Annotated in this window: 23 protein-coding genes and 1 tRNA gene; 12 read left to right on the forward strand and 12 right to left on the reverse strand. The window is 63.6% G+C overall.

Going from position 1 to position 21,907, the window contains the following annotated elements; all coding sequences use genetic code 11:
* Positions 1-115 precede the first annotated feature (115 nt).
* The 6 genes from RMO89_RS00215 to RMO89_RS00240 are packed head-to-tail and all read right to left on the reverse strand — an operon-like array spanning position 116 to position 5,268.
* Positions 116-496: a GtrA family protein gene (locus tag RMO89_RS00215; protein WP_310530494.1), complete on the reverse strand. Its 381-nt coding sequence runs from the start codon at positions 494-496 to the stop codon at positions 116-118.
* On the reverse strand, positions 490-1,635 hold the full coding sequence (locus tag RMO89_RS00220; protein ID WP_310530495.1) for an FAD-dependent oxidoreductase: 1,146 nt from the start codon (positions 1,633-1,635) through the stop codon (positions 490-492). Before RMO89_RS00220 ends, RMO89_RS00215 begins: the two co-directional genes overlap by 7 nt.
* Positions 1,635-2,471: a glycosyltransferase family 2 protein gene (locus RMO89_RS00225; protein ID WP_310530496.1), complete on the reverse strand. Its 837-nt coding sequence runs from the start codon at positions 2,469-2,471 to the stop codon at positions 1,635-1,637. The genes RMO89_RS00220 and RMO89_RS00225 overlap by 1 nt, the downstream gene beginning before the upstream one ends.
* A complete protein-coding gene (locus RMO89_RS00230) occupies positions 2,464-3,462 on the reverse strand; it encodes a hypothetical protein (protein ID WP_310530498.1) in 999 nt (332 codons plus the stop codon). Before RMO89_RS00230 ends, RMO89_RS00225 begins: the two co-directional genes overlap by 8 nt.
* Complete coding sequence (locus tag RMO89_RS00235; RefSeq protein ID WP_310530499.1) at positions 3,455-4,309, reverse strand: sugar phosphate isomerase/epimerase family protein; 855 nt, start codon at positions 4,307-4,309, stop codon at positions 3,455-3,457. Before RMO89_RS00235 ends, RMO89_RS00230 begins: the two co-directional genes overlap by 8 nt.
* Complete coding sequence (locus tag RMO89_RS00240; protein ID WP_310530500.1) at positions 4,306-5,268, reverse strand: hypothetical protein; 963 nt, start codon at positions 5,266-5,268, stop codon at positions 4,306-4,308. The genes RMO89_RS00235 and RMO89_RS00240 overlap by 4 nt, the downstream gene beginning before the upstream one ends.
* A 205-nt stretch (positions 5,269-5,473) precedes the next feature.
* Between RMO89_RS00240 and RMO89_RS00245 the strand changes: the two genes are divergently transcribed.
* Positions 5,474-7,099: a hypothetical protein gene (locus RMO89_RS00245; RefSeq protein WP_310530501.1), complete on the forward strand. Its 1,626-nt coding sequence runs from the start codon at positions 5,474-5,476 to the stop codon at positions 7,097-7,099.
* Between the two features lie 185 nt (positions 7,100-7,284).
* On the opposite strand, the gene RMO89_RS00250 is transcribed toward RMO89_RS00245, so the two are convergent.
* The 3 genes from RMO89_RS00250 to yghU form a co-directional block, all read right to left on the reverse strand.
* Positions 7,285-7,359: transfer RNA gene (locus tag RMO89_RS00250), tRNA-Gln, on the reverse strand.
* A gap of 64 nt (positions 7,360-7,423) precedes the next feature.
* Positions 7,424-8,407 (reverse strand): alpha/beta hydrolase, encoded by a 984-nt coding sequence (locus RMO89_RS00255; RefSeq protein ID WP_310530502.1) that lies wholly within the window; start codon positions 8,405-8,407, stop codon positions 7,424-7,426.
* Positions 8,407-9,246, reverse strand: a complete 840-nt coding sequence (gene yghU, locus RMO89_RS00260) for a glutathione-dependent disulfide-bond oxidoreductase (protein WP_310530503.1) — start codon at positions 9,244-9,246, stop codon at positions 8,407-8,409. Before yghU ends, RMO89_RS00255 begins: the two co-directional genes overlap by 1 nt.
* 87 nt (positions 9,247-9,333) lie before the next feature.
* Here yghU and RMO89_RS00265 point away from each other — a divergent pair, with 87 nt between their 5' ends.
* Both RMO89_RS00265 and RMO89_RS00270 read left to right on the forward strand, forming a co-directional pair.
* On the forward strand, positions 9,334-10,272 hold the full coding sequence (locus tag RMO89_RS00265) for a VOC family protein (protein ID WP_310530505.1): 939 nt from the start codon (positions 9,334-9,336) through the stop codon (positions 10,270-10,272).
* Between the two features lie 55 nt (positions 10,273-10,327).
* Positions 10,328-10,909 carry a hypothetical protein gene (locus RMO89_RS00270; RefSeq protein ID WP_310530507.1) on the forward strand — a complete coding sequence of 194 codons (582 nt, stop codon included), beginning with the start codon at positions 10,328-10,330 and terminating at the stop codon, positions 10,907-10,909.
* Here the strand turns inward: RMO89_RS00270 and RMO89_RS00275 are convergent.
* Together RMO89_RS00275 and RMO89_RS00280 are read right to left on the reverse strand one after the other, a co-directional pair.
* The gene (locus RMO89_RS00275) at positions 10,903-12,168 is read right to left on the reverse strand and encodes a L,D-transpeptidase family protein (RefSeq protein WP_310530508.1); all 1,266 of its coding nucleotides are present in this window, start codon (positions 12,166-12,168) and stop codon (positions 10,903-10,905) included. The two genes, RMO89_RS00270 and RMO89_RS00275, sit on opposite strands and share 7 nt — an antisense overlap.
* A gap of 115 nt (positions 12,169-12,283) precedes the next feature.
* Positions 12,284-13,387, reverse strand: coding sequence for a branched-chain amino acid aminotransferase (locus RMO89_RS00280; protein WP_310530510.1), 1,104 nt, complete (start codon positions 13,385-13,387; stop codon positions 12,284-12,286).
* Positions 13,388-13,664: 277 nt separating this feature from the next.
* Between RMO89_RS00280 and RMO89_RS00285 the strand changes: the two genes are divergently transcribed.
* Both RMO89_RS00285 and RMO89_RS00290 read left to right on the forward strand, forming a co-directional pair.
* Positions 13,665-14,471, forward strand: coding sequence for an SDR family NAD(P)-dependent oxidoreductase (locus RMO89_RS00285; protein ID WP_310530511.1), 807 nt, complete (start codon positions 13,665-13,667; stop codon positions 14,469-14,471).
* A gap of 130 nt (positions 14,472-14,601) precedes the next feature.
* The gene (locus RMO89_RS00290; protein WP_310530512.1) at positions 14,602-15,654 is read left to right on the forward strand and encodes a hypothetical protein; all 1,053 of its coding nucleotides are present in this window, start codon (positions 14,602-14,604) and stop codon (positions 15,652-15,654) included.
* A gap of 569 nt (positions 15,655-16,223) precedes the next feature.
* On the opposite strand, the gene RMO89_RS00295 is transcribed toward RMO89_RS00290, so the two are convergent.
* Positions 16,224-16,748: a hypothetical protein gene (locus tag RMO89_RS00295; RefSeq protein ID WP_310530513.1), complete on the reverse strand. Its 525-nt coding sequence runs from the start codon at positions 16,746-16,748 to the stop codon at positions 16,224-16,226.
* 48 nt (positions 16,749-16,796) lie between these two features.
* Between RMO89_RS00295 and RMO89_RS00300 the strand changes: the two genes are divergently transcribed.
* From RMO89_RS00300 to RMO89_RS00330, 7 genes are all read left to right on the forward strand, one after another.
* A complete protein-coding gene (locus RMO89_RS00300) occupies positions 16,797-17,576 on the forward strand; it encodes a TlyA family RNA methyltransferase (protein ID WP_310530514.1) in 780 nt (259 codons plus the stop codon).
* 129 nt (positions 17,577-17,705) lie between these two features.
* A complete protein-coding gene (locus tag RMO89_RS00305) occupies positions 17,706-18,266 on the forward strand; it encodes a TspO/MBR family protein (RefSeq protein WP_310530515.1) in 561 nt (186 codons plus the stop codon).
* Between the two features lie 31 nt (positions 18,267-18,297).
* Positions 18,298-18,570 (forward strand): accessory factor UbiK family protein, encoded by a 273-nt coding sequence (locus tag RMO89_RS00310; RefSeq protein ID WP_310530516.1) that lies wholly within the window; start codon positions 18,298-18,300, stop codon positions 18,568-18,570.
* 48 nt (positions 18,571-18,618) lie between these two features.
* The gene (locus RMO89_RS00315) at positions 18,619-18,900 is read left to right on the forward strand and encodes a hypothetical protein (protein ID WP_310530518.1); all 282 of its coding nucleotides are present in this window, start codon (positions 18,619-18,621) and stop codon (positions 18,898-18,900) included.
* Between the two features lie 48 nt (positions 18,901-18,948).
* A complete protein-coding gene (locus RMO89_RS00320) occupies positions 18,949-19,560 on the forward strand; it encodes a DNA repair protein RecO C-terminal domain-containing protein (protein ID WP_310530519.1) in 612 nt (203 codons plus the stop codon).
* A 2-nt stretch (positions 19,561-19,562) separates the two neighbouring features.
* Positions 19,563-20,621: a 3-isopropylmalate dehydrogenase gene (gene leuB / locus RMO89_RS00325; RefSeq protein ID WP_310530520.1), complete on the forward strand. Its 1,059-nt coding sequence runs from the start codon at positions 19,563-19,565 to the stop codon at positions 20,619-20,621.
* Between the two features lie 50 nt (positions 20,622-20,671).
* Positions 20,672-21,844 carry a glycosyltransferase gene (locus RMO89_RS00330; protein WP_409035493.1) on the forward strand — a complete coding sequence of 391 codons (1,173 nt, stop codon included), beginning with the start codon at positions 20,672-20,674 and terminating at the stop codon, positions 21,842-21,844.
* The last annotated feature ends 63 nt before the right edge of the window (positions 21,845-21,907 follow it).

Raw genomic sequence — 21,907 nt, forward strand, 5'->3', positions numbered from 1 at the left:
CGGATAGGCTGCTGCAGTGCTGGCTGGGGCGGCAGGGCATTGCACCCGGATTTTCATCCCAGGCCATTCAATTGTGCAAGATCTTCACTGCTCCCTATCGCGACCATTTCGGGACCTAGCGCGGGCGCAGCATCAAGCGAACGAGCACAAAGTTGACCGTGAATGACAGTCCGGCGGCGATTACCAGCACGGCCAGCTGGCGCTGCGGCATGTCCGGGAGCAGCATGGCCAACAGCCAGACACTGACGAGCCGCGCCAGCAAGGCCCCCTGCGCCGCAAGATAGGCTTTGCCTAACCGTACCCATGACAAGCGGCGCGTGGCAAAGACCCACATCTCGAACAGCAGATAGTTCACCGCTACCCCGGCCAGGAAGCCCAGCGCCGCGCAAAGCAACAGCGGCAAGCCGAACACATGGCTGAGCACCCATGCCAGGCCGACATCCAGACCAAGGCCAAGCGCGACGACCAGAAAATAGCGCAGCGCCTCTTTCAGCATAGCGCCATCAGATAGCGGTCATGCGCCCCGACAAAGGCGGAATTGAGCCCGGGCAGCACGTCGAACAGATCGTAGATATTGTCGATCTTGCCGCCCATCACCGAATAGAAATCCGGACCGGCATGGTGGCGATGGAGCAGGATCGGCCGCCCGTCGTCGCGCTCGTTGTGAGTCAGCACCGTCTTCACGTCAAATAGCGAGCGTTCATATTCCAGGCTGCCCGCGCAGGGCAGATAGCGGCGCGTATCCATCATCATGTGACGCCAGTGGCTCGCCCGGGGAAGGTCATCGGCCACGGCATAGGCACCTGGCGCACCGGGCGCATCAGTCCAGCTCATGTGCGGCGTGTAGCGCACGTGGGTGAAGGAATAGAGGCCCTCGGCGGGATAGGGCATCATCGAAAAGAATGGCCCGTCCATCACCGTCACCCCGCGCCCGGCAAGCTCCTCTGGCGGATGGATCAGCGCCACTTCGGCCAGTTCATGCTTGATCGGCAAGGGATCGAAACCGCTTGCCAGAGGCAGCCGGTTCAGCCCGGCATATGTGACGTTGAACAGCACGCCACCGCTGAAGGTGCGGCCCGAATCGCACTCGACATGCACCGAACTTTCTCCCAGCACTACACGCTGCGCGCGCTCGCCATGGCGCAAGTCCACTCCTGCGGCGGCGAGGCGGGACTGCAAGCGGTTCCTGAGCACGGTCCAGTCAAAAGCGAATTCGGCGCAGGTGAAGACGCCTTCGATCAGGTCCGGATCGAATAGCGCGGTGTCTGTTTCGTCGGCCGGCTCGAAGCTGGCCCCCATATCCGCGAACATCGAGGCGAAGCGCGCCGGCGAAACCTTGCTGCGCCGCCGGGCAATGGCATAGAGCATGCGGAAATCGTCGACCACCGCCTCGCCGAAATCTGCGGCGAAGCGCGCGGAAAGCTGGCGCGATCGCAGCGCCGTGACGAAGCTGCGCGGATAGTGGAAGCCCGCGTGAACCCGGGCCTGGTTGACGCGGCTGGCACGGGTGAGCAGCTCCGGCGCTTCCTCGATTACCAGGATGCGGTCTGAAATCGATCTCAGGTAAAGCGCCAGGCAGCAGCCATAGAAACCGCCGCCGACGATGACGAAATCATATTGGCCGGACGCCGCCATCACTCTGCTCGGGCGGGCGGATCATAGGCGCCAAGCAGCGCCTGCATCATCACTGCCATCAGGTTCCATAGCGCCTTGATCCCCGAGATCTTGGTCGGCACCGCCTCGCCCGCCGGATAGATGCGACTGGTGGGCAGTTCCTTTACCCGGTAGCCCAGTTGGCTGGCCCGCACCGTCAGGTAGGCCAGCAGTTCATAGCCCTCGAACACATCGCGGAACGGCTGTACGCGATCATCCAGAAGGTAGGCGGCGCTATAGGCCCGGTAGCCTTGCGTGGTGTCGGTGAACCAGTGACGCGCGGCCAGGCTGAGCACTGGGGCGTGGATCAGGCGGATCGCCAGCCAGCGTAGCAGCGGCGTGTTGCGCGCCTCGCCGCCCCGAATGAAACGCGATGCCTGAACATAGCCGAAGCCCTGATTGAGCGCCTCGGCAAAGCGCGGCAGGCTTTCCACGCCATCCTTGCCGTTGCCATCGATAGTGATGATCCCGTCATAGCCTTCGAGCAGCGCCCAGGCGTAGGCGCAGCGCAGCTGTGCTGAAAGTTTACCTGGACCAGTCTTGGTCAGCAGGGCGCGCACGCCGGTCTCTTCCAAAAGCGGGCGGGACAGCGATCCGTCGCTTGATCCGCCATCGACCACGATGGTGTCGATCGTTGCGGGAATGCCGAGCGCCGCCATGTCGCGCAGCTGCCGGCCGATCCGTTCGCCTTCGTTGATCACCGGTATGACCACGCAATAGTGGCTGCGGCGCCCATGCAGCGAAGCGGCGTCAAAGGAAGGGACCTGCCAGCCCCGCTCTGCCAGTGCTTGGAAAATACCAGCCGAAGATTCAGCCATCTGCCTTGCCGCCCGTCGCCAGATCGCGCGGACTCGAGTCCGCCAGTTCGACGTTGCGGGTCGAAATCTTGTCAAAGAAACTGGTGTTGGCGATTTCATCGACAATCACCCGGTCATCGCCGCTGTGCTGGTGCTCATAAATCGCGATCATGGCGATCGCCAGCATCGACATGCCCCCGGCGATGAAAGCCGTCGACCCGGCCTGAACGATGGCGGTGGAGAACCAGCCTTCGGCCACATGTTCTCGCAACAGGAGGATCGCCACGGCATAAATGCCATAGGCAACAGCTCCCAGCATTACGCCGAAGCCTGCCGCTGCATAGGCCTTCAGGTATCGCGGCACACCACTGAGCAGGATTTCGAGGAACAGTTCGCTGCGGCTCGACATGCTGTGCCCGCCAGATGAATTGCGACTGGTCGCGCCATCGATGTCGAAATGGCGATAGCGCGACAGGGCATTGCGCGGTTCGAAGCGCAGGTCGAGCGCAGCGCTGCGGCGTGAGGTTACCGAATGAATCAGGTTGCGCGGCAGGATGATGGTTCGCGCCGTCTGCGCCGAGATGATGCTGCGAGAAATCAGGGAGAGCAAGGCATAGCTCCAGCTGGCAGCGGAACCGCTCGCCCGCCAGCCGATCAGCACTTCATTGCGGCCATGCGCATCGGCCAGTTGGCGACACAGGCCCGGAATCGACAATTCATCGAGATCAAGCACGGCCACGACATCGCCGATTGCCTCCAGCGCCCCGATCAGACGGCGACGATAGAAGCGCGTGCCATCGCTGGCGAAGATGATTCGCAGGTTGGGCAGCACGGCGAGCTGGGCGGAAAGTGGCTCAAGCCCCGCCTTTGCACTTTCGGGGAGAATGTAGAGCACTTCGAAATAGAGGAAGGCCTCTGACAATTCCTTAGCCAGTTCGGCAAGCCGAGGCACGGTCGCCGCCGGTCCGAACTCGTCAACGACGGCAATGGAAACGAGTATGTCGCTACGCATCGCCGGCAGCCCCCTCGGCCAAGACGAAAGCCCTGCGCGTGGCAGCGAGGCTTTTTTCCAGTTGTTCATGCGCGCCCGAAGCCGGCGCGCGCATTTCTATCGAATACCAACCAACATAGCCACGCCGTTGCAGACTGGCGACAATCACAGCAAGGCATTGGCTATCTGCGGGCGCTGCGGCAAGTCCCGGCTCGCTGATATGCACGTGTGATACGCGCGATCCTGCCAGGTCAAAGAGCGCGGCTGCACGGGGCACTTCGCCATTGGTGATCAGCGCGCCGATATCGAAGTTGAGCGTCACGCCTGGGTGACCTAGCTCGCCCACGAACCGCGCCGCCGCGTCCACCGTGGTCAGAAAGTTGGTGCCGTAGACGGCCGGGTTGGGTTCTATGGCAAGCCGGGTTCCGGCAGCTAGCGCCTTGTCGCCCAGCCGCCGAAAGATTTCGGCCGCCTCGGCATGAGCCCTCGCTTCGCCCATCGTGTCGGGATATGCGCGGTTGCCGGGCGATCCGAAAACAAGGTTTGGCGCGCCCAATTGCTCCGCCAGTGAAATCGCCTGGCCAAGCGCCGCCTCGATCCGCTCGCGCTCATCTGAGCTGCCAAACAGCTGCGCTCCAGCTACGCCGAAGAGCAGCGATTGCATCGAACACAGTTCCAGCCCGTGACGCGCAAGACTGGCGCGAAACCTTGCCACCGTGCCTGCAGAAGGCCGGAACGCATTTTCCTCACCGGCGAAGGCGAGGCCTGGGGCGATTTCCAACCCGGTGAAACCGTGAGCGCATAGCAGGGCATGTGCCGCTTCCGCCTCGTCAGGAGACCAGGCAATGTTCGATACCGCCAGCTTCATGCGACCGCTCCGGTTTCGGCGCGATAAAATGCCGCGAGATCGGCCAGCACCTCGTCGCTGCCGATCAGGTAGGGCCCTTCTGCCCCGAAAGTGGCCGCGTGATCGCTGCGCATGTCTTCGCACGTGATAGGCGGCCCGGTGTTTTCGAAGACCTCACCGGTGATCGCACAAGTAATGGCGCTGGCCTCCAGCGGTGCGGAGCAAAGGTGCAACGTGCCAATTCCCGCCGCGATCGTCCGATCAATGTCGGCCGCCAGCCGTGTCATGTTATAGTACTGGAACCGGCTGGCGCTGTTGGTGAAATTACGCGCAATGAAGCTGATCGCGGCGAATGCGCGGACCAGCGCGGGACCTTCCCCCGATGCGGCAAGCCCCGCCCGGTCAAGTGCGAACATTTGCAGTCCGGCATCAAATGCATACCATTTCTCCAGTGTCGCCCGGTCCTCCGCCGCAAAGGCGTTGCGGGTTTCCTGCAAGCGGTCTGGCTTGATGAAAGAGGGAAGTGGATGGATCAGGTCGAAAATGAAATTCTTCTTCAGGCCCGAACCGAACAGCGCGGGCAGGCGCAGGACATGGCAGTTCGGGAACTGGCCTAGCATGCGCTCCTCAAGCTCGCGGCGATGACGGCCATAGGCCTTGGCCGTTTCGAACCGCGCGGTGCTTTCGGTATATCCAGCCCCGGCATCGTCGAGCACGGCTATGGTGGAGATGAGAACGAATCGATCTGCCTTCACGTGCGACAGATTAAGCGCCAGCCCATCAAGATTGGCCTTGTCTGCATCCGGATCCTGATTGGCCGCCCACATTGTGGCCGGAGCAGCGGCGCAGACTACCAGATCGAAGGATTCACCCGAAATTCCGTCGATATTGCGCGAATGGTAGAGGCTATCGAACGACCACTGGTGTCGCAGGCTTGACCCCACAAACCCCGTGCTTCCCACCAAGGCCTTGCGGACCATGCAACCCCTTCCGCCGATAAAGATGGACTGCCCGAATGCTCGCCGGGGCGACTGCAGTCCTCGGCGGTTATGGTCGCCCGGCAGTGGCTGTCAACGCCTGCCTTGCCGCATTTGTCCGGGAGAACTTGCGGGGGGCATGGGTTCAATCTACTCCGAACCAAAGGCAGGGTGAATGGGACTTTGCGCCGTAATGGGGTGAACGGGGTTGGTAGGCAGCGAAGTTTCCGGAACAGGTGCCGGAGTTGGAACGGGCGGCGGTTCGCTTGTCTTGCGGCTGTGCGGCCCGGTCATTCTTCTGTCGTTCGCGGTGCTGCTGGCCACAGTCTTCCTGTTCCATTGGCAGGATCCCCGCTACACCGTCGATAGTTGGGCCTATTTCGAACTGTCGCGATCGTTGCGCGAAGGCAGTTATCATCTGGAGCACCTGCGCTCGTTCGTATCACCGCCGGACGCGCCATCAACCGCGTTTCCACCCGGCTTCCCGGCAGTATGGGCGATGGCTGACGTGTTGACAGGCACTGGCCTGCGCGCGGGAATCGTCGTCAATGTAGTCGCCGTGGCCCTGATCGCCTGGCAATGCGAAGTGCTGGTACGCCGCTTTGCGGGGCTGCCATTCGCCGGACTCGCGCTCGCCGGCCTGCTGCTACGCTTCCCCGGATTTTTCGATGAAGTGGTGGCTGGCCGGTCGATCCCACTGACCATCGCGCTGGTGCTGCAAGCCTTTCTGCTGATGACGCGCAGCCCCGCGCCGCGCGCCGTTCATGCTGCCTGCGCCGGATTGTGCAGCGGGATCACCATCCTGCTGCGCTTTGACATGTTGCCTTTTGCCCTGTGCCTTGCCGCATGGATGGCAATCGCCTTTTTTCGCGGGCAGCGCAGGGTTGCCGTGGCATTTGTTTTCGGGCTGGCGGCGATCTGGCTGCCGTGGCTTCTTGCTTCGCTGAATATCCATGGCCGCCTGCTGGCAAGCGACAGCAGCTGGGTGGCGATGGCTGCCGATCCGGATGCCTTCGCCACCGACTGGTTCCCGCAAGGCTCGTCCCCTCAGAGCGCGGCGCAGGATCCGCAGATGTTCCTGCACAAGGTCATCAGCCACCTTCTGCAATTACCGGGCGCCTTGATCCTGGCACCGGGAAGCATTGGCTATGGCCTATTCCTCTTGTTGACGGCCTTGCATGTGGCCTGGCGACCAAGGTTATATCCAACGGGTCTTTCGTTCGGGTTCAAGGGCTTGATGACGGCCCCGGTTATGGCCGGACTGGCCTTTACCATTGCCACGCTGTCCATGTTTCCCGGCTATGTGCTGACCGGGTATCTCGATGATCGCTATTTCTCGCTATTCTGGCTTATCTTGCTCGGCTGGCTCATCGTGCCCTTGTTGCGGCTCGGCAGGGCTCGGCCCATGATCATGGCAGGCCTCGCCTTCGCAAGCCTTGCCGGCGCCTGGAGCGGCATGGTCATGGGTTGGGACGAAATCTGGTCAAAGGCCGAGGCCCGCATGACTGAAGCCCCAACCGCAAGCCCGCAGCAGATCGCCGCCTGCCTGCGTAGCCAGCCACCCGGCCAGGACCGCGCTCTGGTCATCGATGCCACGCAGGCGGCGCGGCTCGCCGCCGAATATGGTCTGAAAACCAGCCTGGTGCCGCGCAATTTCCTCGAAGGCCGACTGTCAGAAAAAGACAAGGAGGCCTTCCTCGAAACTTTCCACATCGGGCTGGTGGTCGATAGCCCCCTGACCGAAGCGCCTGACCTGATCCCGGCCCGCTGGCTTGTCCAGGCACCGCGCACTTGCGGCCCGCAAACCTATGTGCGGATGGCCCCGGGGGTCTGAGTCAGAATAACGCCGCAAAGTGGCTTGCCATCAATCCATTGGCAGCGGCCCGACCATGCCAGTCTTACGCGCCGTTTCAGCCGCCTCGAATCGAACCAATGGGATACCTTTTGGGCCCAGCAAACGGGGCCGGTACCGGCACTTTCAAGCCGGCTAACAACCGATCTAATCATTAATTGCGAAACTGGCTGGGGCGGCAGGATTCGAACCTGCGAATGCCGGTACCAAAAACCGGTGCCTTACCACTTGGCGACGCCCCACCATGCGGGAAGCGCCGCCTAGCCAAGATTGGCGGCGAAGGGAAGGCCCTTCAAGACAGTCCGATCAGGTCAGGCCCAGCGCCTCGCGCATGAAGGCCAGGTGTTCGCCCAGCAATTCCTGCGCTTCGGGCGCGGTGTGGGCCATGCCGTGACACATCGCTTCCCACACGTGAAGGTCAGCGCGGACCCCGGCGCTGCGCAGCGCGCGGTGCAGGCGAACCGTGTCCGACAGCAGCAGGTCGCGGGTGCCCGATGTCAGCACTGTGGGCGGGAAGCCCTTGGTGAAATCGGCGAAGATCGGCGAGAGGTAGGGATCGGTCAGGTCATGCCCGCCCGAATACAGGCCCGGCAGCCATTCGCCCGGCCGCTTGAGAATCACGTCGATCTCGGCATTGGTGGTCATCGTGTCGCCTATCTGGCGCAGGTCGGTGACCGGCGAATGGAGCACGCAGGCGGCGGGCAGGGGCAGGCCTTCGTCGCGCGCCTTGAGGATCGTGGTGACCGCCAGATTTGCGCCGGCCGATCCGCCGTAGATGACAATGCGTTCGGGGGCGTAACTTTCGAGCAGGAAGCGATAGGCCTCGACGCAGTCCTCCAGGCCCGCAGGGAACGGATGGTCCGGCGGCATCCGGTAATCGACCGAAAAGGTGCGCAGCCCGGCCATGTCGGCAATCTGCGCCGCCGCCAGCCCCGCCGCCTCGCCACCGCCAACGATAAAGGCACCGCCGTGGATGTAGAGCACCGCCGCATCCTCCGCCGCGATGGCGATCGGGCGGATGTCATAGAGGTCCGCGTTCGAGAGCCGAATCACCTCGGAATCAAAAGCAATCCCGGCGCGCTGCATCTTCATCATCGCGGTCATGCGCGCGTTGCTTTCCGCGCAATGCCGCCGCCAGCCATCGAGGTCATCGAGCGCCGGCATTTCCTGTTCGCCGCCGAACATCGGATTGGCGAGAAAGGCGCGCGCCTCTTCGCTGATCGTGTCCGGCAGCGGAATTACACGGCCGGGCAGGCGGATCGCGCCGGGCGGCAGAGCCTCATCGCTCATCAGGTTTCCTCTCTCACAATGCCATCGAAGTCTGACGCTTCGTGCCGTTCGGGCATGACATTGCGATCATTGACCAGCAAGCCGCGCTGCACGGCCGGTCGCGCGCCGACCCTATCGATCCAGCGGGCGATGTTGGCGTATTCATGAAGCGACAGGAACTCGCCCGCGCCGCCATAGGTCGTGCCGGCCATCAGTCCCACGTACCAGGGGAACACCGCCATGTCGGCGATGGTGTACGCGCCCCCGGCGAAGTATTCTGCCTCGCCCAGCCGGCGATTGGCAACATCCAGCAGCCGCTTGGTTTCCATGGCATAGCGGTCGATCGCATATTCGATCTTCACCGGGGCATAGTGGTAGAAATGCCCGAACCCGCCCGAGATAAACGGCTGCCCGGCCATCTGCCAGAACAGCCACGACAGGCACTCGGCGCGGGCGGCGGGCTCGGCGGGGATGAAGGCGCCGAACTTGTCGGCAAGGTAGAGCAGGATCGATCCCGATTCGAACACGCGTACTGGCTCAGGCTCGGAGCGGTCGATCAGCGCGGGGATCTTGGAATTGGGGTTCGCCGCGACGAAGCCGGTGGAGAACTGGTCGCCTTTCATGATGTCGATCAGCCAGGCATCGTATTCTGCCGCGTAGTCCGCCCCGAGCAATTCCTCGAACATGATCGTCACCTTCTTGCCGTTCGGCGTTCCCAGCGAATGAAGCTGGAACGGGTGTCGGCCGACCGGCAGTTCCGCTTCGTGCGTCGGCCCGGCGACCGGGCGGTTGATAGCGGCGAAAGGGTTGTCAGACGGCTTGGGCGCCCAGACGCGGGGCGGAACATAGGCATCGGCCATGCGGTAAATCTCCTGTGCAGGGTGGACTATGTGCCGTCTCGAGCGCCAAGTTCAAGGGTAACGCACTACCAAATCGGGGAGGACGACGTGGCCAACCTGCCGCTCGCGCATATCAGTTGGGCAATCGCCGACAACGCCGACCGCGCGGCTTGCGACGCCTTTTTCATCGACCTGTTCGGGGCAGAGACTGCTTACGAAATGCTGGTGACGCCCGAGACGGCGAAATACCGCTTCGACCGCGAGGAGCGGCTGATGGTGGTGGGCGATACCATGCTCATCCCGATTGCGCCCGCCGGACCGGGGGCGGAGGTCGGCAATCCGCTCGGCGATATGCTGCGGCGAACGGCTGGCGTGAACCGCTGGATCGGCCTTGCCTTTCGCGTGGCTGACCTGAAGGCGGCGGACGCATGGTTCCGCTCGAAGAGCTTCGATCTGCATTACGACCGGGGGATGGAGAACAATTATTTCCTCATCACCAAGCGGCAGGCGATGGGCATACGGATCGAGGTGATGCAGGGCGAGCTGCCCAACGACCTGCGCCTGAAAGCCGGCTGGGCGCCGGAGAAGTGGCGCGACGATCATACGCTTGGGATCGAAGGCCTGCTGTCGGTCGATCTTGCCTGCGAGGATCTGGCAGCGGCGCGGACATTGTTCGCGGGGCGGTTTGGCTGGCGCGAGATTGGAGGCCGTGATTTGCCGGGCGAGGACCGCAGCGGCGCAGCCTTCCTGATGGGCGATGCGGTGCTGGAGGCGCTGTCTCCGCCGCCTGCGGGCGAAGCGGGCATTTGCGGCATCACCTTCAAGGTGAGGAACGCGGCTGCGACATGGAACCATCTGGAATCGCGTGGGTTCGATCTGATCGGCACGCCCGCGACGCGCTTCGCCATCGTGCCTGAGCAAGCCCATGGCCGGCTGATCTGGTTCAGCGATGTCCTGCCCGAAGGCTGGCCCGCACCCCATTCTTCAATCCGCGAACCGGCGCAGTTTCCTGCCGTTTCGGACGATGCCGCTGCCGCTGCGGACTGACGGCATTTGACCTTGCGCCCTTGCCGGGTTGGAATGGGGTAACGGGAGAACCACAATGGCCGACGCTGAAATTCCGCGCTCCAACCGCACTGTCGAAACGATCCGCGGCCAGTATCACAAGTTCATGCTGATCCCGCTGATCGAGCGTCATTCGCGCTGGTTCGATGCGGGGCCAGTGTCAATTGCGGTCGAGGCAAGGGCGCTGGGGGACTCGGCCGAACGCATGGTGCGCGGCCCTTCGATCCACGTGTTCAACGCCGCGCGGACCGAGGAATATCTGCGTTTCGACGTGTTTGGAAAGGTGCTGCATTACCACTACATCCACCCTGCTATGGGGCATAACACGCTGTGGGGCTATGATCCCGACACCAACGGCCCGATGATCCCCTGGACCTGCGCTGCGCTGCGTGATCGGCTGCCGGTGATGCTCCGCCGCGCCGGTGCCACGGCGCTCGCGGGCGAGGTCGAGGAGATGGGCTGGGACAGTTCAGTGCTGGAAGAAGCCGCCCGCGCCGCGACCGAGGCGCTGGCCCCGCGCGATGACGATCTGGTCCGCGCGAAAGAGGGGATGGACTGGATGTATCGGTGGAAGGAACTCCACCCCCAGTTCAACACGGTGGAGGAGGGCGGCTACTGAAGTGCGAGTTGCGAATCGGGGCGCGGCTGGACTGAAGTGATCTTCGCGTCGCGGCCATAGATGTCCTTGTGGAACACCGGCGCGCCATCCGGCTTCACCGTCACGGTCATGTAGGTGACATAGACCGGCACCTTTTGCGGCAGCGGCACGACGGTTGATTTCGGCTCGGCGGGTTTCACCGGAAGCGCCCCCGGCAGCGGCTTTTCCGCTTCGAACAGCTTGTCGATCTGCTGGCGGCTGCGCGCCCCATCCAGCAGGGCGGCGGCGAAGCCCAGCGCGTCCTCCACCCGCATGCAGCCGTGGCTGAAGGCGCGGACGTTCGCTCCGAACAGCCCCCGGCTTGGCGTGTCATGCAGATAGATGTTGTGCGTGTTGGGCATGATCACCTTCATCCGGCCCAGCGCATTGCCCGGCCCCGGCGGCTGGCGAAAGCGGTTCTTCTCCCAGACATAGCGCCCGCCCGCGCGCATCTGGCTTTCCTCGGCAATGCTCTGCGGCACTTCCCACCACGGGTTGAAGTTTACCGCCACCGCTTCGGCCATCAGCGAAGGCGTCTGCGTGCTCGCCTTGCCGGAAATCGCCGCCCAGCGTTTCACGTGGGCGCCATCGCGCCACAGGTTGACCTCAAACCCGGCGGCATTGGCCAGCACAAAGGTATCGCCAAGCTGGCGCGGCAGCCAGCGCCAACGCTCCATCGTGCGCATCAGGGCGATCTGGCGCTGCGGATCGTCCTCGCTGGCGAGCGAGCTGCGCAGCATGGCATAGTCGGGATGGGCCGGGCGCAGGCTGGCGAAAAAGTCACCTAGCCGATCCTCGCGCAGGGCAATTGTCAGTTCGGCCACCAACCCTTCGGTACGGTCCGTATCGATGATGTACCATTCTACCTTTGCCTCGGCAGGCGTGATGCCGAGGAGGTGCTGGCCCGCAAGCAACAGCGCCAGATCGCTCGCGCTGCGGTTGATCGCGCCGGGTTGCCCGCGCTTGATTGCCTTGCGCAGCGCCGTGGTATCAGGCTGGGGCAGGCCATCGAACGGGGTATTGCGTGCCTCGACCAGCAGATGTGCGACCTGAGCCTCGCTCCATACTGGCTTGTCGGGATCGGCGCCGGGAAGCTGGTCGGCACCCAGCAACAGGGCCAACGCCGGAGCGCTATGCCGCCAGCTCAGCAGTGACCAATCGGCGGTGCGGGGATCAAGCCGCCGCCACCCGCGCGGTGCAGGGCGCTTTTTCTTGCGGGATGATCTGCGCTGCGTCGCCAATTCCTGCCCCCTGGAATTGGCCGCATATTACCGCAGTTTCATGGCTTTGCCCATGCCGCATTTATGGCATCGGCTGGTAAACAGATGCAACGCGCCGCCGGTAAATGGCCGCGACTTAGTCCAGCCGCATGACCCAGCCGTGCGGATCGGGCGCCTCGCCGCGCTGGATCGAAACCAGACGGTCCTTGAGCTTGCTGGTGGTCTGACCCGGCCCGCCGCTACCGATGACGAATTCGCCCTGATGCGGATCGGTAACGCGGCCCACCGGAGTGACCACCGCTGCCGTTCCGCAGGCAAAAGCCTCGACCAGACGGCCGGAGGCGGCATCGGCGCGCCACTGGTCGATAGAATAGCGATCCTCGCGCACAGTGAGGCCTTCGTCGCGGGCCAGCGCGATCAGGCTTTCGCGGGTAATGCCCGGAAGGATCGTGCCGGTCAGCGCCGGGGTCAGGATCGAACCATCGTCGAATACGAAGAACATGTTCATGCCGCCCAGTTCCTCGACCCATTTGTGTTCGGCAGCATCAAGGAACAGCACCTGATCGTGCCCGCGCGAAAAGGCTTCTGCCGTGGGGACCAGGCTGGCGGCATAATTGCCGCCGCACTTGGCCGCTCCGGTGCCGCCCGGGGCCGCACGGGTATAGTCCGAAACCCAGAGCGAAACCGCCGGCGCACCGGACTTGAAGTAATTGCCCGCCGGGCTGGCGATGACGAGGAACTTGTAGCTCTTCGCCGGGCGCACGCCGAGGAACGCTTCATCGGCGAACATGAAGGGGCGCAGGTAAAGCGAACCGCCGGGAACGCTGGGGAACCAGTCGCGGTCAGCGGCGACCAGCTGCCGGCAAGCCTCGACGAAGACGTCTTCGGGCAGTTCGGGCATGGCGAGGCGGCGGGCCGAGGCGTTGAAGCGGGCGGCATTCGCCTCTGGCCGGAACAGCGCCATGGTGCCGTCCTGCAGGCGGTAAGCCTTCATGCCCTCGAAGATTTCCTGGGCATAGTGCAGCACCGATGCCGCCGGGTGGAGCGGGATCGCGGTCAGCGGGCCGACCTGGGCATTGTGCCAGCCATCTGCCTCGCTCCAGTCGATCGAGACCATGTGATCGGAGAACAGCTTTCCGAAACCGGGATCGGCCAGCGCCGCATCGCGCGCGTCTGCCGGTACTGGCGAAGGATGCGGTGCCCGCGTGAAACTGATCTGCGATGCGGCGAGAGTCGCCATAGATTCGATCCTTAATGTCAAAACCGGCGCCGCCAGTGTACGAAAATTACAAGAATGGCAAGGCACAAGCAATTTAGTGCGCGATATCGCCCTCCGAACTGCTGTCTAGGCGCTATTTTCTGGCGATGGAAGGGCTGCGAGGGTGGCTTGATACTGCGCGCACCATCGCTGTGACGGAGTTTCCCGCCTCGCCACTCCGAGGGGCGCGCCCGGCTTGCCAAAGCTGCGCCCAGCCGTCCTTATGCTGGCAAGATAAGGACGAGAGGATAGGACAAGCATGGACCTGCAACTTCAGGGTCGCCGCGCGCTGGTCACCGGCAGCAGCAGCGGCATAGGCGAGGCAATCGTGCGCTTGCTCACCGATGAAGGCGCCCGCGTTGTCGTCCATGGACGCAATCGCGAACGCGCCGAAAAGGTCGCGGAGGACATCGGCGCGGCCGGGGTGGCGATTGGCGAACTGTCCGAAGACGGGGCGGCTGCGGCGGTTCATGCCGAAGCGGTCGCGGCGCTGGGCGGAAATATCGAGATCCTGATCAACAATGCCGGCGGAAATTCCGAGGGCAATACCTCGAAGAAGCCCGCCGAGATTTCGGTCGAGGACTTCATGTCGAACTACCGCGCCAACACGCTCGGCGCGGTGGCCTTGTGCCAGCTCTGCGTGCCGGACATGGTTGCGGCGAAATTCGGGCGGATCGTCAACGTGTCCTCCGCTGTTGCCATGCAGCCCAATTTCATGGGCGCGGACTATTCGGCAGCCAAGGCGGCGCTGCTCAATTACACCGTCAGCCTCGCCGGATCGCTGCGCGGGGTCAACGTCTGCGCCAATGTGCTGACGCCGGGCGTGATCCTCGTCGATGGCCTCGTCCGTTTCGGCCGGATGAAGTTCGGGGATGAGAGCCTGACCGCCGATCAGGTCAATGAACGGCTCGCCGCCGAAGCCGTGTTCGAAGTGCCGCCGGCTGGCCGGTTTGGCCTGCCGCATGAACTTGCGATGGTCGCTGCGATGCTGGCGAGCCCGGCCAACGGCTTCATCACCGGTGCCAATTACCGCGTCGATGGCGGTCAGACCCGCGGGCTGAATTGAATACCTCTGCTTCGTCATCCCCGCGCAGGCGGGGATCCATCTCGGGCGCTGCGGATAACGAAACCTCGGAGATGGGTTCCCGCCTGCGCGGGAATGACGAGGGAATCTTGGCGAATAAGGAAACACGATCATGACCCAGAAAACCTACAAGGTCATCCAGTGGGCCACCGGCACGGTCGGCAAGACCGCGTTGAAATACTTCATCGAGAACCCGGTGACCGAGCTGGTCGGCGTACTCGTGACCAATCCGGACAAGGTCGGCAAGGACGCGGGCGACATTGTCGGCCTGCCAAAGACCGGCGTGATTTGCACCGACAGTGAGGAGGCGATCCTGGCGATGGAGGCGGACTGCGTGCTGTTTTCGCCGTCGATGATGACCCCGCCGATCGACATGGTTTGCCGCCTTCTGGCCAGCGGCAAGAACGTCGTCTCGCCCGCCGGGCCGTTCCTGCCGAACAAGTTCATCCCCGAACACGCCGCGCGTGTGGAGGCGGCCTGCAAGGAGGGCCACTCGTCATTCCACGGCTGCGGCATCCATCCCGGCTATTCAGGCGATATCCTGCCGCTGACGCTTGCCCGCCTGATGAACCGCATCGACTTCATCGAGGTCACCGAGATCATCGACAAGGTGCGCAACCCGATGATCTATACCGAGATCATGGGATTTGGCGCGGACTGCGACGAACTGCTCGCCAACCCGCGTCGCTCGCCCGAGACCTACAAGCACTTCTATTCGTCAATGACGGTGATTGCCGAAGGCCTCGGCGTCGAGATCGATGAAGTCACGGTCAAGTTCGAGGTGTCGAAGGCCAAGGTCGATATCGCGCACGAATTCGGGCTGGTGAAGGCGGGCACCTGCGGCGGCCAGCACTATGAATGGACGGCTTGGTCGGGCGGCAAGCCCCTGATCGTCTATCACTTCTACTGGCAGCTCGGCACCGAATTGGAGCCGCTGTGGGAAGTGGGCGAGGCGAAATACCGCGTGCGCATCCACGGCGATCCGCCGCTTGAATGCCATCTCATGGCGATGGAAGACGCCGATGGGCGACACCCGTTCCTCGGCATTCCGTGGACCGGACTGGTCGGCTGCACGGTCGTCCCGCAGGTCTGCGATGCGCCGGCGGGCGTAGTGTCGCACTTCGATCTGGGCGTGGTCAAGCCAAGGGGGCTGGTGCGGCGGTAGGGAGAAAGGGGTTCACGCAAAGGCGCGGAGAAGAAAGGGGAGGCGCAAAGATGTTGTGCCTGCGGCGAAGTCGCTTTCCATTGACAATGGTGCGGTAATTTCAACGTCAGATTGATCTTTGAGCCTGCGGCTCGGCGCTCCTCCTCTGCGCCTCGCCTTTTCTTCTCCGCGCCTTTGCGTGAACCAAAAAACATCCGCACCTCGAGAAAAAACGCAGGCCCAAAAAATGAGAAGGGCTGCGACTCCCAAGGAGTGCAGCCCTTCGCATGGTCAGCGGCCGGAAAGTGCCGCTCACGAAGCCTTTATCGCAAATCTGATGTCAGCGATAATGCTCCATGACGCGGATTACCGACCTCCCTGCTGAACCATGAGACATCGGTCACCTCCTTTCGCGCTGTTGAAGCCAAAGTCACCCCTCTCGGGGCTCGGCCGGGGCAAATCACCGCCGTCCTTGCGAAACAATGTGATTCAACATGGGGCGAACAACAAGACTTGAATGAAATTATTTTGCTGTCAGAATCCGTCGTTCCGGCCGGTTATCCCCAGCCTGTTTTTCTGCCCTGTCTGCCCTAGCGGCAGTCTTCGGCCACGCGGCTGATTTCCGGCCAGCTTGGCAGGTAGAGCGGCGCAGTTCCGCCAGCTTCGATCATGAAACGACCGCGGCTGAAGGCCATGGCATCGATCAGCGGATCGCCAGCGGGCAGCCGGGCGGTCAGCTTGCCGCCATCCGGTTCGGCAGAAAGAGTGCTGCGCGTCGATGTCGTGGTGACCACCATGGGCTGCGATGACGTGGCCGGACTGGCGAGGATCAGCGCGATCCGGCGGTCCGGCAGGCTGCAAGCGACCGAGAACAACCGGCCATAACGTGCGATCGAGGTCTGGCCTTCGCGGCTCCATGACCAGTCACCGGCAGAGCGCGGCATGTCGCGCCAGTCAGCTGACGGCGGGCGCGTGACGACTGGCGGCGGCGCCGGGCGGACCGGTCGTACCTGATCGGGCACGGGCCTTGGCAGCTGCTGGGGCTTCGGCGTCGACGCGCAGCCCGCAAGGGTGAACGCGAGCAGCGACGCGGCGATCAGGGCATTTGCCTTCATCGCCCCGGTATGGAAGGACGATACCCCAACCGCAAGCCCCTGAGAGACATGACCAACGCGCCCTCCCCACGTCCTGCCGCTAAGGCCAAGCTTCCTGCAAAGGAACGCGTCGACCAGATGCTGGTGACGCGCGGCCATGCCGAAAGCCGCACCCGGGCGCAGGCGCTGGTCCTCGCCGGGATCGTGTTCAGCGGCGAGACGAAGATCGCCAAACCCGGCCAGCAGCTTGCCGCCGACGCCCCGCTCGAAGTGCGCGGGCGCGATCATCCCTGGGTGTCGCGCGGGGGGATCAAGCTGGCCCATGCCATCGAGCATTTCGGGCTCGATCCGGCGGGGGCAGTGGCCATGGACATCGGTTCGTCCACCGGCGGCTTTACCGACGTGCTGCTCAGCAAGGGGGCGGACCACGTCTTCGCGGTGGACAGCGGCACCAACCAGCTCGCGTGGAAATTGCGGCAGGATTCGCGCGTCACCGTGCTCGAACAGACCAGCGCGCGGGTGCTGACACCGGCGATGATCGACCGGCCATGCAACTGGGTGGTCTGCGATGCCAGCTTCATCGGGCTGGCCAAAGTGCTCGACGTGCCGCTACAGCTCGCCGCCACGCCGTGCCAGCTGGTCGCGCTGATCAAGCCGCAGTTCGAGGTAGGCCGCGCCGAAGTGGGCAAAGGCGGGGTAGTGCGCGATGCCGCCCTGCACCAGCGTGTCTGCGACGAGGTGCGCGCGTGGATCGAAGAGCTCGGCTGGCAGGTGCAGGGCATCGTCGAAAGCCCGATCAAGGGACCCGAAGGCAATGTCGAATTCCTCATCTCGGCCAATCGCGGTTGAGACTGCTCGCCAGCCTTTCCCGTTACGGGATACCCCTGATTGCCTTGGGGAATTGCCAGAGCCATCGCACAGCGCCAAGATGCGGCAAAACACCGTAGCGAATCAGAACCATAAGGGTCGACCAAACGGATGAACACGATCGCTTCTCCCGGCCAGCTCAAGGCCTCTTTCCTGCGCTGGGCGCTGGTGCTGGTGCCGCTGGTCATGCTGCTCGGCTTCGTTTCGGGGCAGTTGGCGCAAAGTGGGCCGGACAATCCGTGGTTCGCTGATCTGGTGAAGCCCGGCATCTATCCGCCGCCCGCCACCTTCGGCATCGTCTGGTCGCTGCTTTACCTGATGATGGGAATTGCCGCCGCGATGGTCGCCGCCGCGCGGGGCGCTGCTGGACGCGGGATCGCTCTCGCCATTTTTGCCGCGCAACTCGTGCTCAACCTGGCGTGGACGCCGCTGTTCTTCGGTGCGCACCAGATGACCTCGGCGCTATATCTGCTCTTCGCGCTCGACATTGCGGTCGCCATCACGGTCTACCTGTTCTGGAAAGTGCGCACCGGCGCCGCCTTGCTGCTGCTGCCCTATCTTGCCTGGGTCTGCTTTGCGACGCTGCTCAACTATCAGTTTCTGAAGCTCAATCCCGATGCGGATGGCAGGCCGACGTCCAACGCAGTTCAGCGCATCGAGCTTGGCTCTTGAACCGCGCCGACACAAAGACCATCTAGCGCCCATGCAGAGTGAAAACCCCCTCTTCGCCGATCTCGCCAAGATGCTGAACAGCGCGGCGGGCACCATGGCCGGCATGGGCCGCGAAGCCCGCGATGCCGCGCGTGAGCGGTTCAAGGAAACGCTCGGCGGCATGGATTTCGTCAGCCGCGAGGAATTCGACGCGGTCAAGGACATGGCTGCCAAGGCGCGCGAAGAAACCGAGGCGCTGAAGGCCCGGATCGCCGCGCTTGAAGCTGGCAATGCGCCCAAGGGAAAGAAGCCGGCGGGAACCTGAAACGGCCCTTGATTGTTATGTAGGAAACAACTTCTGGATGTTTCCTGCATGTTTACCCAGCTCAACCCCCCCATTCCGCTCCACGTCCTGGGCAAGGGCGATGGCTATGCGATCGGCATGATCGACTATGGTCAGGAGCATAACCTGATGTGGGTCACCGCGATCGATGCCACCGGCGAAATCTGGTGTGCGCCCAATCCCAAGGTTCGCATGGGCCGCAACTGGACGATGGGTCGCGCGGAGAACCCGCTCGTCGCTGCATCGAAGCAAAGCTGCGCCGGGCCGGATAGCCGCCCCGAGTTCTCGCTCCGGGCAGAAACCGCCAACTGATCCTGCACAGCTTGCCAAGCCTGACCGCCCGCGCCACAGCCGGGCGCGATGGAACTGCGCTCCCCCGCCTTCGTCTGCGCCTCTCGCGCCCACGCCGAAACCGGCGCGGTGGTGCGGCTGATGACGCGGCAGGCGGGCATGGTCGCCGCCTATGTTGCCGGCGCTCGTGGGCGTACGCTGCGCCCGATCCTGATCCCCGGCAATCTGGTTGAGGCCGATATCCGATCGCGCATCGAAGGCGCTATGCCGTCGGCCAAGCTCGAACTGCTGGAAAGCAGGGGGCCGTGGCTCGGTGAACCGCTCGCCTCCGCCGCGATCACTTGGGCCTGCGCGCTCACTGCCGCGGCGCTGCCCGAACGCCATCCCTATCCCGCGCTTTACGATGCGCTCGGCGCGCTGCTCGATGCTGTGTGTCATGCCCCCTCGGCACGCGGCTGGGCCGTGGCGCTGGTTGGCTACGAAGCGCTGCTGCTGCGCGAACTGGGCTATGAAGTGCCGATCCAGCGCCCCGATCCCGACGATTTCCCTGCCGCGCTGGCCGCGCTTGACCGGCTGGGCCCGCGCATTGCGCGCTATCCGCTTGCCGATCGCCGCTCGGATGTTATGGGAGCGCGCGCCGTGTTGAGGGACCGGCTCGGCAAGATCGAACAGCAGGGGTAGCCATGAAAATCGCGGTATTCGCCGGTGACGGCATCGGACCGGAAGTCGTTGCTGAGGCCGTTCGCGTGCTCGAAGTGCTGGACCTGCCGGGCATGGAGCTGATCGAAGGCGATGTCGGCGGCGCTGCCTGGCGCAAGCACGGCCACCCGCTGCCGCAGCAGACGATCGATATTGCCCATGCCGCCGACGCCATCCTGTTCGGTTCGGTGGGCGATTTCGACTGCGACCACCTTGAGCGCGCGCTGCGCCCTGAACAGGCTATCCTTGGTCTGCGCAAGGAGCTGACGCTGTTTGCCAACCTGCGCCCGGCCACCGTGTTCAAGGGCCTGGAAGACCTGACTTCACTGCGCCCCGAAGTGGCGCGCGAGATTGACCTGCTGATCGTGCGCGAGCTCAACGGCGATGTCTATTTCGGCGAAAAGGGCACCCGCACGCTTGAAGACGGTCGCCGTCAGGGCTGGGACATGATGTCCTATGCCGAGGACGAAGTGCGCCGCATCGCCCATGTCGCCTTCCGCGCCGCGCAGGGTCGCTCCGGTAAGTTGTGCTCGGTCGACAAGGCCAACGTCCTCGAAACCTCGCAGCTGTGGCGCGACGTGGTGATCGAGGTGGCGGCGGAATACCCCGACGTCGAACTCAGCCACATGTATGTCGACAATGCCGCGATGCAGCTGGTCAAGAACCCCGGCCAGTTCGACGTGGTCGTCACCGGCAACCTGTTCGGCGACATCCTCTCGGATCAGGCGTCGATGTGCGTGGGGTCGATCGGCCTGCTCGCCTCGGCCTCGCTGGGCGAGACGCAGACGCAGTATGGCACCAAGGGGCTGTATGAACCGATCCACGGTTCCGCGCCCGATATCGCCGGGCAGGGCAAGGCCAACCCGATGGCGCAGATCCTCTCCGCCGCGATGATGCTGCGCCATTCGTTCGGGCTGGAGGAGCAGGCCGTGCGGATCGAAGCGGCGGTTGCAGCCGCACTGGCTGACGGGATCAAGGGCGGCGACCTTGGCGGTTCGGCGGGCACGCGCGCAATCGGTGACGCCGTGGTTAGCAGGCTGTAAACCATAAACCGTTTCTTGATATTTCCCACGTAGTCCTGCGGGGCATGGACATGACCCCGATTTCGCTGGAAAAGACCGCCATGGCTGCCGAAAGACCCCTCGAACTCGCTGTCGTGCTGCCGACGTATAACGAGCGCAAGAACATTGGCGGCATGGTTGAGCGGCTGGACAAGGCGCTTGCCGGGGTCGCCTGGGAAGTCGTCATCGTCGATGACAACAGCCCCGATGGCACGGCGGACGAGGCGCGCCGCCTCGCGTTGTCCGATCCGCGCGTGCGCTGCATCCAGCGCATTGGCCGCCGGGGTCTGGCTTCTGCCGCGATTGAGGGCATGTGCTCCACGGCTGCGCCGGTCGTCGCCGTCATGGACGCCGATCATCAGCACGATCCTGAACTGTTGCCGCAGATGCTGAGCGCGGTGACCTCGGGCGATTACGACCTCGCCTATGCCTCGCGCTTTGCCGAGGGCGCAAGCACCGAGGAATGGGGCCGACCCGACCGGGTGAAGGCGTCCGGCTTTGCCAACCGCATCGCCAACAAGGTTACGGGGATTGAACTTTCCGACCCGATGAGCGGTTACTTCATGCTGCGCGCCGAACTGCTGCGCGGCGATGCCCACAAGCTGTCGGGCGTCGGCTTCAAGATCCTGCTCGATATCCTCGCCACGGTCGAACGGCCGCTGCGGGTAAAGGAACTGCCGATGAATTTTGCCGCGCGGGCGGAAGGCGAATCGAAGCTCGACCAGACGGTGATCTTCGAATTCCTTATCGGGCTTTACGACAAGTGGCTTGGCCGCATCATCCCGACGCGTTTTGCCCTGTTCGGCACGGTCGGCGCGATGGGTGTCGTTGTCCAGCTCGGCGCGCTGTGGGTGATGCTGCACCTCGTCTTCGGGGAGCGCTTCGTTTACGGCAACTGGTCGGAATCGACGACGTTCAACGTCGCGAACACGGTCGCCGCCGTGGTCGCCATGTCGTTCAACTTCGTGCTGAACAACGAACTGACCTATTCGGACAAGCGCCTGCGCGGGTTCTTCCCGCTGCTCAAGGGCTGGGCGCAATTCGCGCTGACCTGCGCGCTGGGGCTGCTGACCAATGTCGGCTCGGCCTATGTGCTGAAAACGATGATCGGCCTGCCGGCCTTCGTTGCGGTGATTGCCGGTATCGTGCTGGGCTCGGTGTGGAACTTTGCCCTGTCGAGCAAGTTTGTCTGGGGCAAGTATTAGGTCTGCCAGCTTAGGCTGTTCGTCGGATAGCCATTGCTGGCTGCACAGGGGAGGCTAGGGTCT

The organism is Novosphingobium sp. (genome assembly GCF_031424035.1).
Lineage (GTDB): Bacteria > Pseudomonadota > Alphaproteobacteria > Sphingomonadales > Sphingomonadaceae > Novosphingobium.

Excerpts from the sequence above, each read along its gene's own strand:
- RMO89_RS00310 (WP_310530516.1), top strand. The coding sequence starts at position 18,298 with ATGCAGAGTGAAAACCCCCTCTTCGCCGATCTCGCCAAGATGCTGAAC.
- RMO89_RS00235 (WP_310530499.1), bottom strand. The coding sequence starts at position 4,309 with ATGAAGCTGGCGGTATCGAACATTGCCTGGTCTCCTGACGAGGCGGAA.
- RMO89_RS00220 (WP_310530495.1), bottom strand. The coding sequence starts at position 1,635 with ATGGCGGCGTCCGGCCAATATGATTTCGTCATCGTCGGCGGCGGTTTC.
- RMO89_RS00270 (WP_310530507.1), top strand. The coding sequence starts at position 10,328 with ATGGCCGACGCTGAAATTCCGCGCTCCAACCGCACTGTCGAAACGATC.
- RMO89_RS00305 (WP_310530515.1), top strand. The coding sequence starts at position 17,706 with ATGAACACGATCGCTTCTCCCGGCCAGCTCAAGGCCTCTTTCCTGCGC.
- RMO89_RS00230 (WP_310530498.1), bottom strand. The coding sequence starts at position 3,462 with ATGCGTAGCGACATACTCGTTTCCATTGCCGTCGTTGACGAGTTCGGA.
- yghU (WP_310530503.1), bottom strand. The coding sequence starts at position 9,246 with ATGGCCGATGCCTATGTTCCGCCCCGCGTCTGGGCGCCCAAGCCGTCT.
- RMO89_RS00280 (WP_310530510.1), bottom strand. The coding sequence starts at position 13,387 with ATGGCGACTCTCGCCGCATCGCAGATCAGTTTCACGCGGGCACCGCAT.
- RMO89_RS00330 (WP_409035493.1), top strand. The coding sequence starts at position 20,672 with ATGACCCCGATTTCGCTGGAAAAGACCGCCATGGCTGCCGAAAGACCC.
- leuB (WP_310530520.1), top strand. The coding sequence starts at position 19,563 with ATGAAAATCGCGGTATTCGCCGGTGACGGCATCGGACCGGAAGTCGTT.
- RMO89_RS00285 (WP_310530511.1), top strand. The coding sequence starts at position 13,665 with ATGGACCTGCAACTTCAGGGTCGCCGCGCGCTGGTCACCGGCAGCAGC.
- RMO89_RS00255 (WP_310530502.1), bottom strand. The coding sequence starts at position 8,407 with ATGAGCGATGAGGCTCTGCCGCCCGGCGCGATCCGCCTGCCCGGCCGT.
- RMO89_RS00240 (WP_310530500.1), bottom strand. The coding sequence starts at position 5,268 with ATGGTCCGCAAGGCCTTGGTGGGAAGCACGGGGTTTGTGGGGTCAAGC.
- RMO89_RS00295 (WP_310530513.1), bottom strand. The coding sequence starts at position 16,748 with ATGAAGGCAAATGCCCTGATCGCCGCGTCGCTGCTCGCGTTCACCCTT.
- RMO89_RS00300 (WP_310530514.1), top strand. The coding sequence starts at position 16,797 with ATGACCAACGCGCCCTCCCCACGTCCTGCCGCTAAGGCCAAGCTTCCT.
- RMO89_RS00225 (WP_310530496.1), bottom strand. The coding sequence starts at position 2,471 with ATGGCTGAATCTTCGGCTGGTATTTTCCAAGCACTGGCAGAGCGGGGC.
- RMO89_RS00290 (WP_310530512.1), top strand. The coding sequence starts at position 14,602 with ATGACCCAGAAAACCTACAAGGTCATCCAGTGGGCCACCGGCACGGTC.
- RMO89_RS00215 (WP_310530494.1), bottom strand. The coding sequence starts at position 496 with ATGCTGAAAGAGGCGCTGCGCTATTTTCTGGTCGTCGCGCTTGGCCTT.
- RMO89_RS00315 (WP_310530518.1), top strand. The coding sequence starts at position 18,619 with ATGTTTACCCAGCTCAACCCCCCCATTCCGCTCCACGTCCTGGGCAAG.
- RMO89_RS00320 (WP_310530519.1), top strand. The coding sequence starts at position 18,949 with ATGGAACTGCGCTCCCCCGCCTTCGTCTGCGCCTCTCGCGCCCACGCC.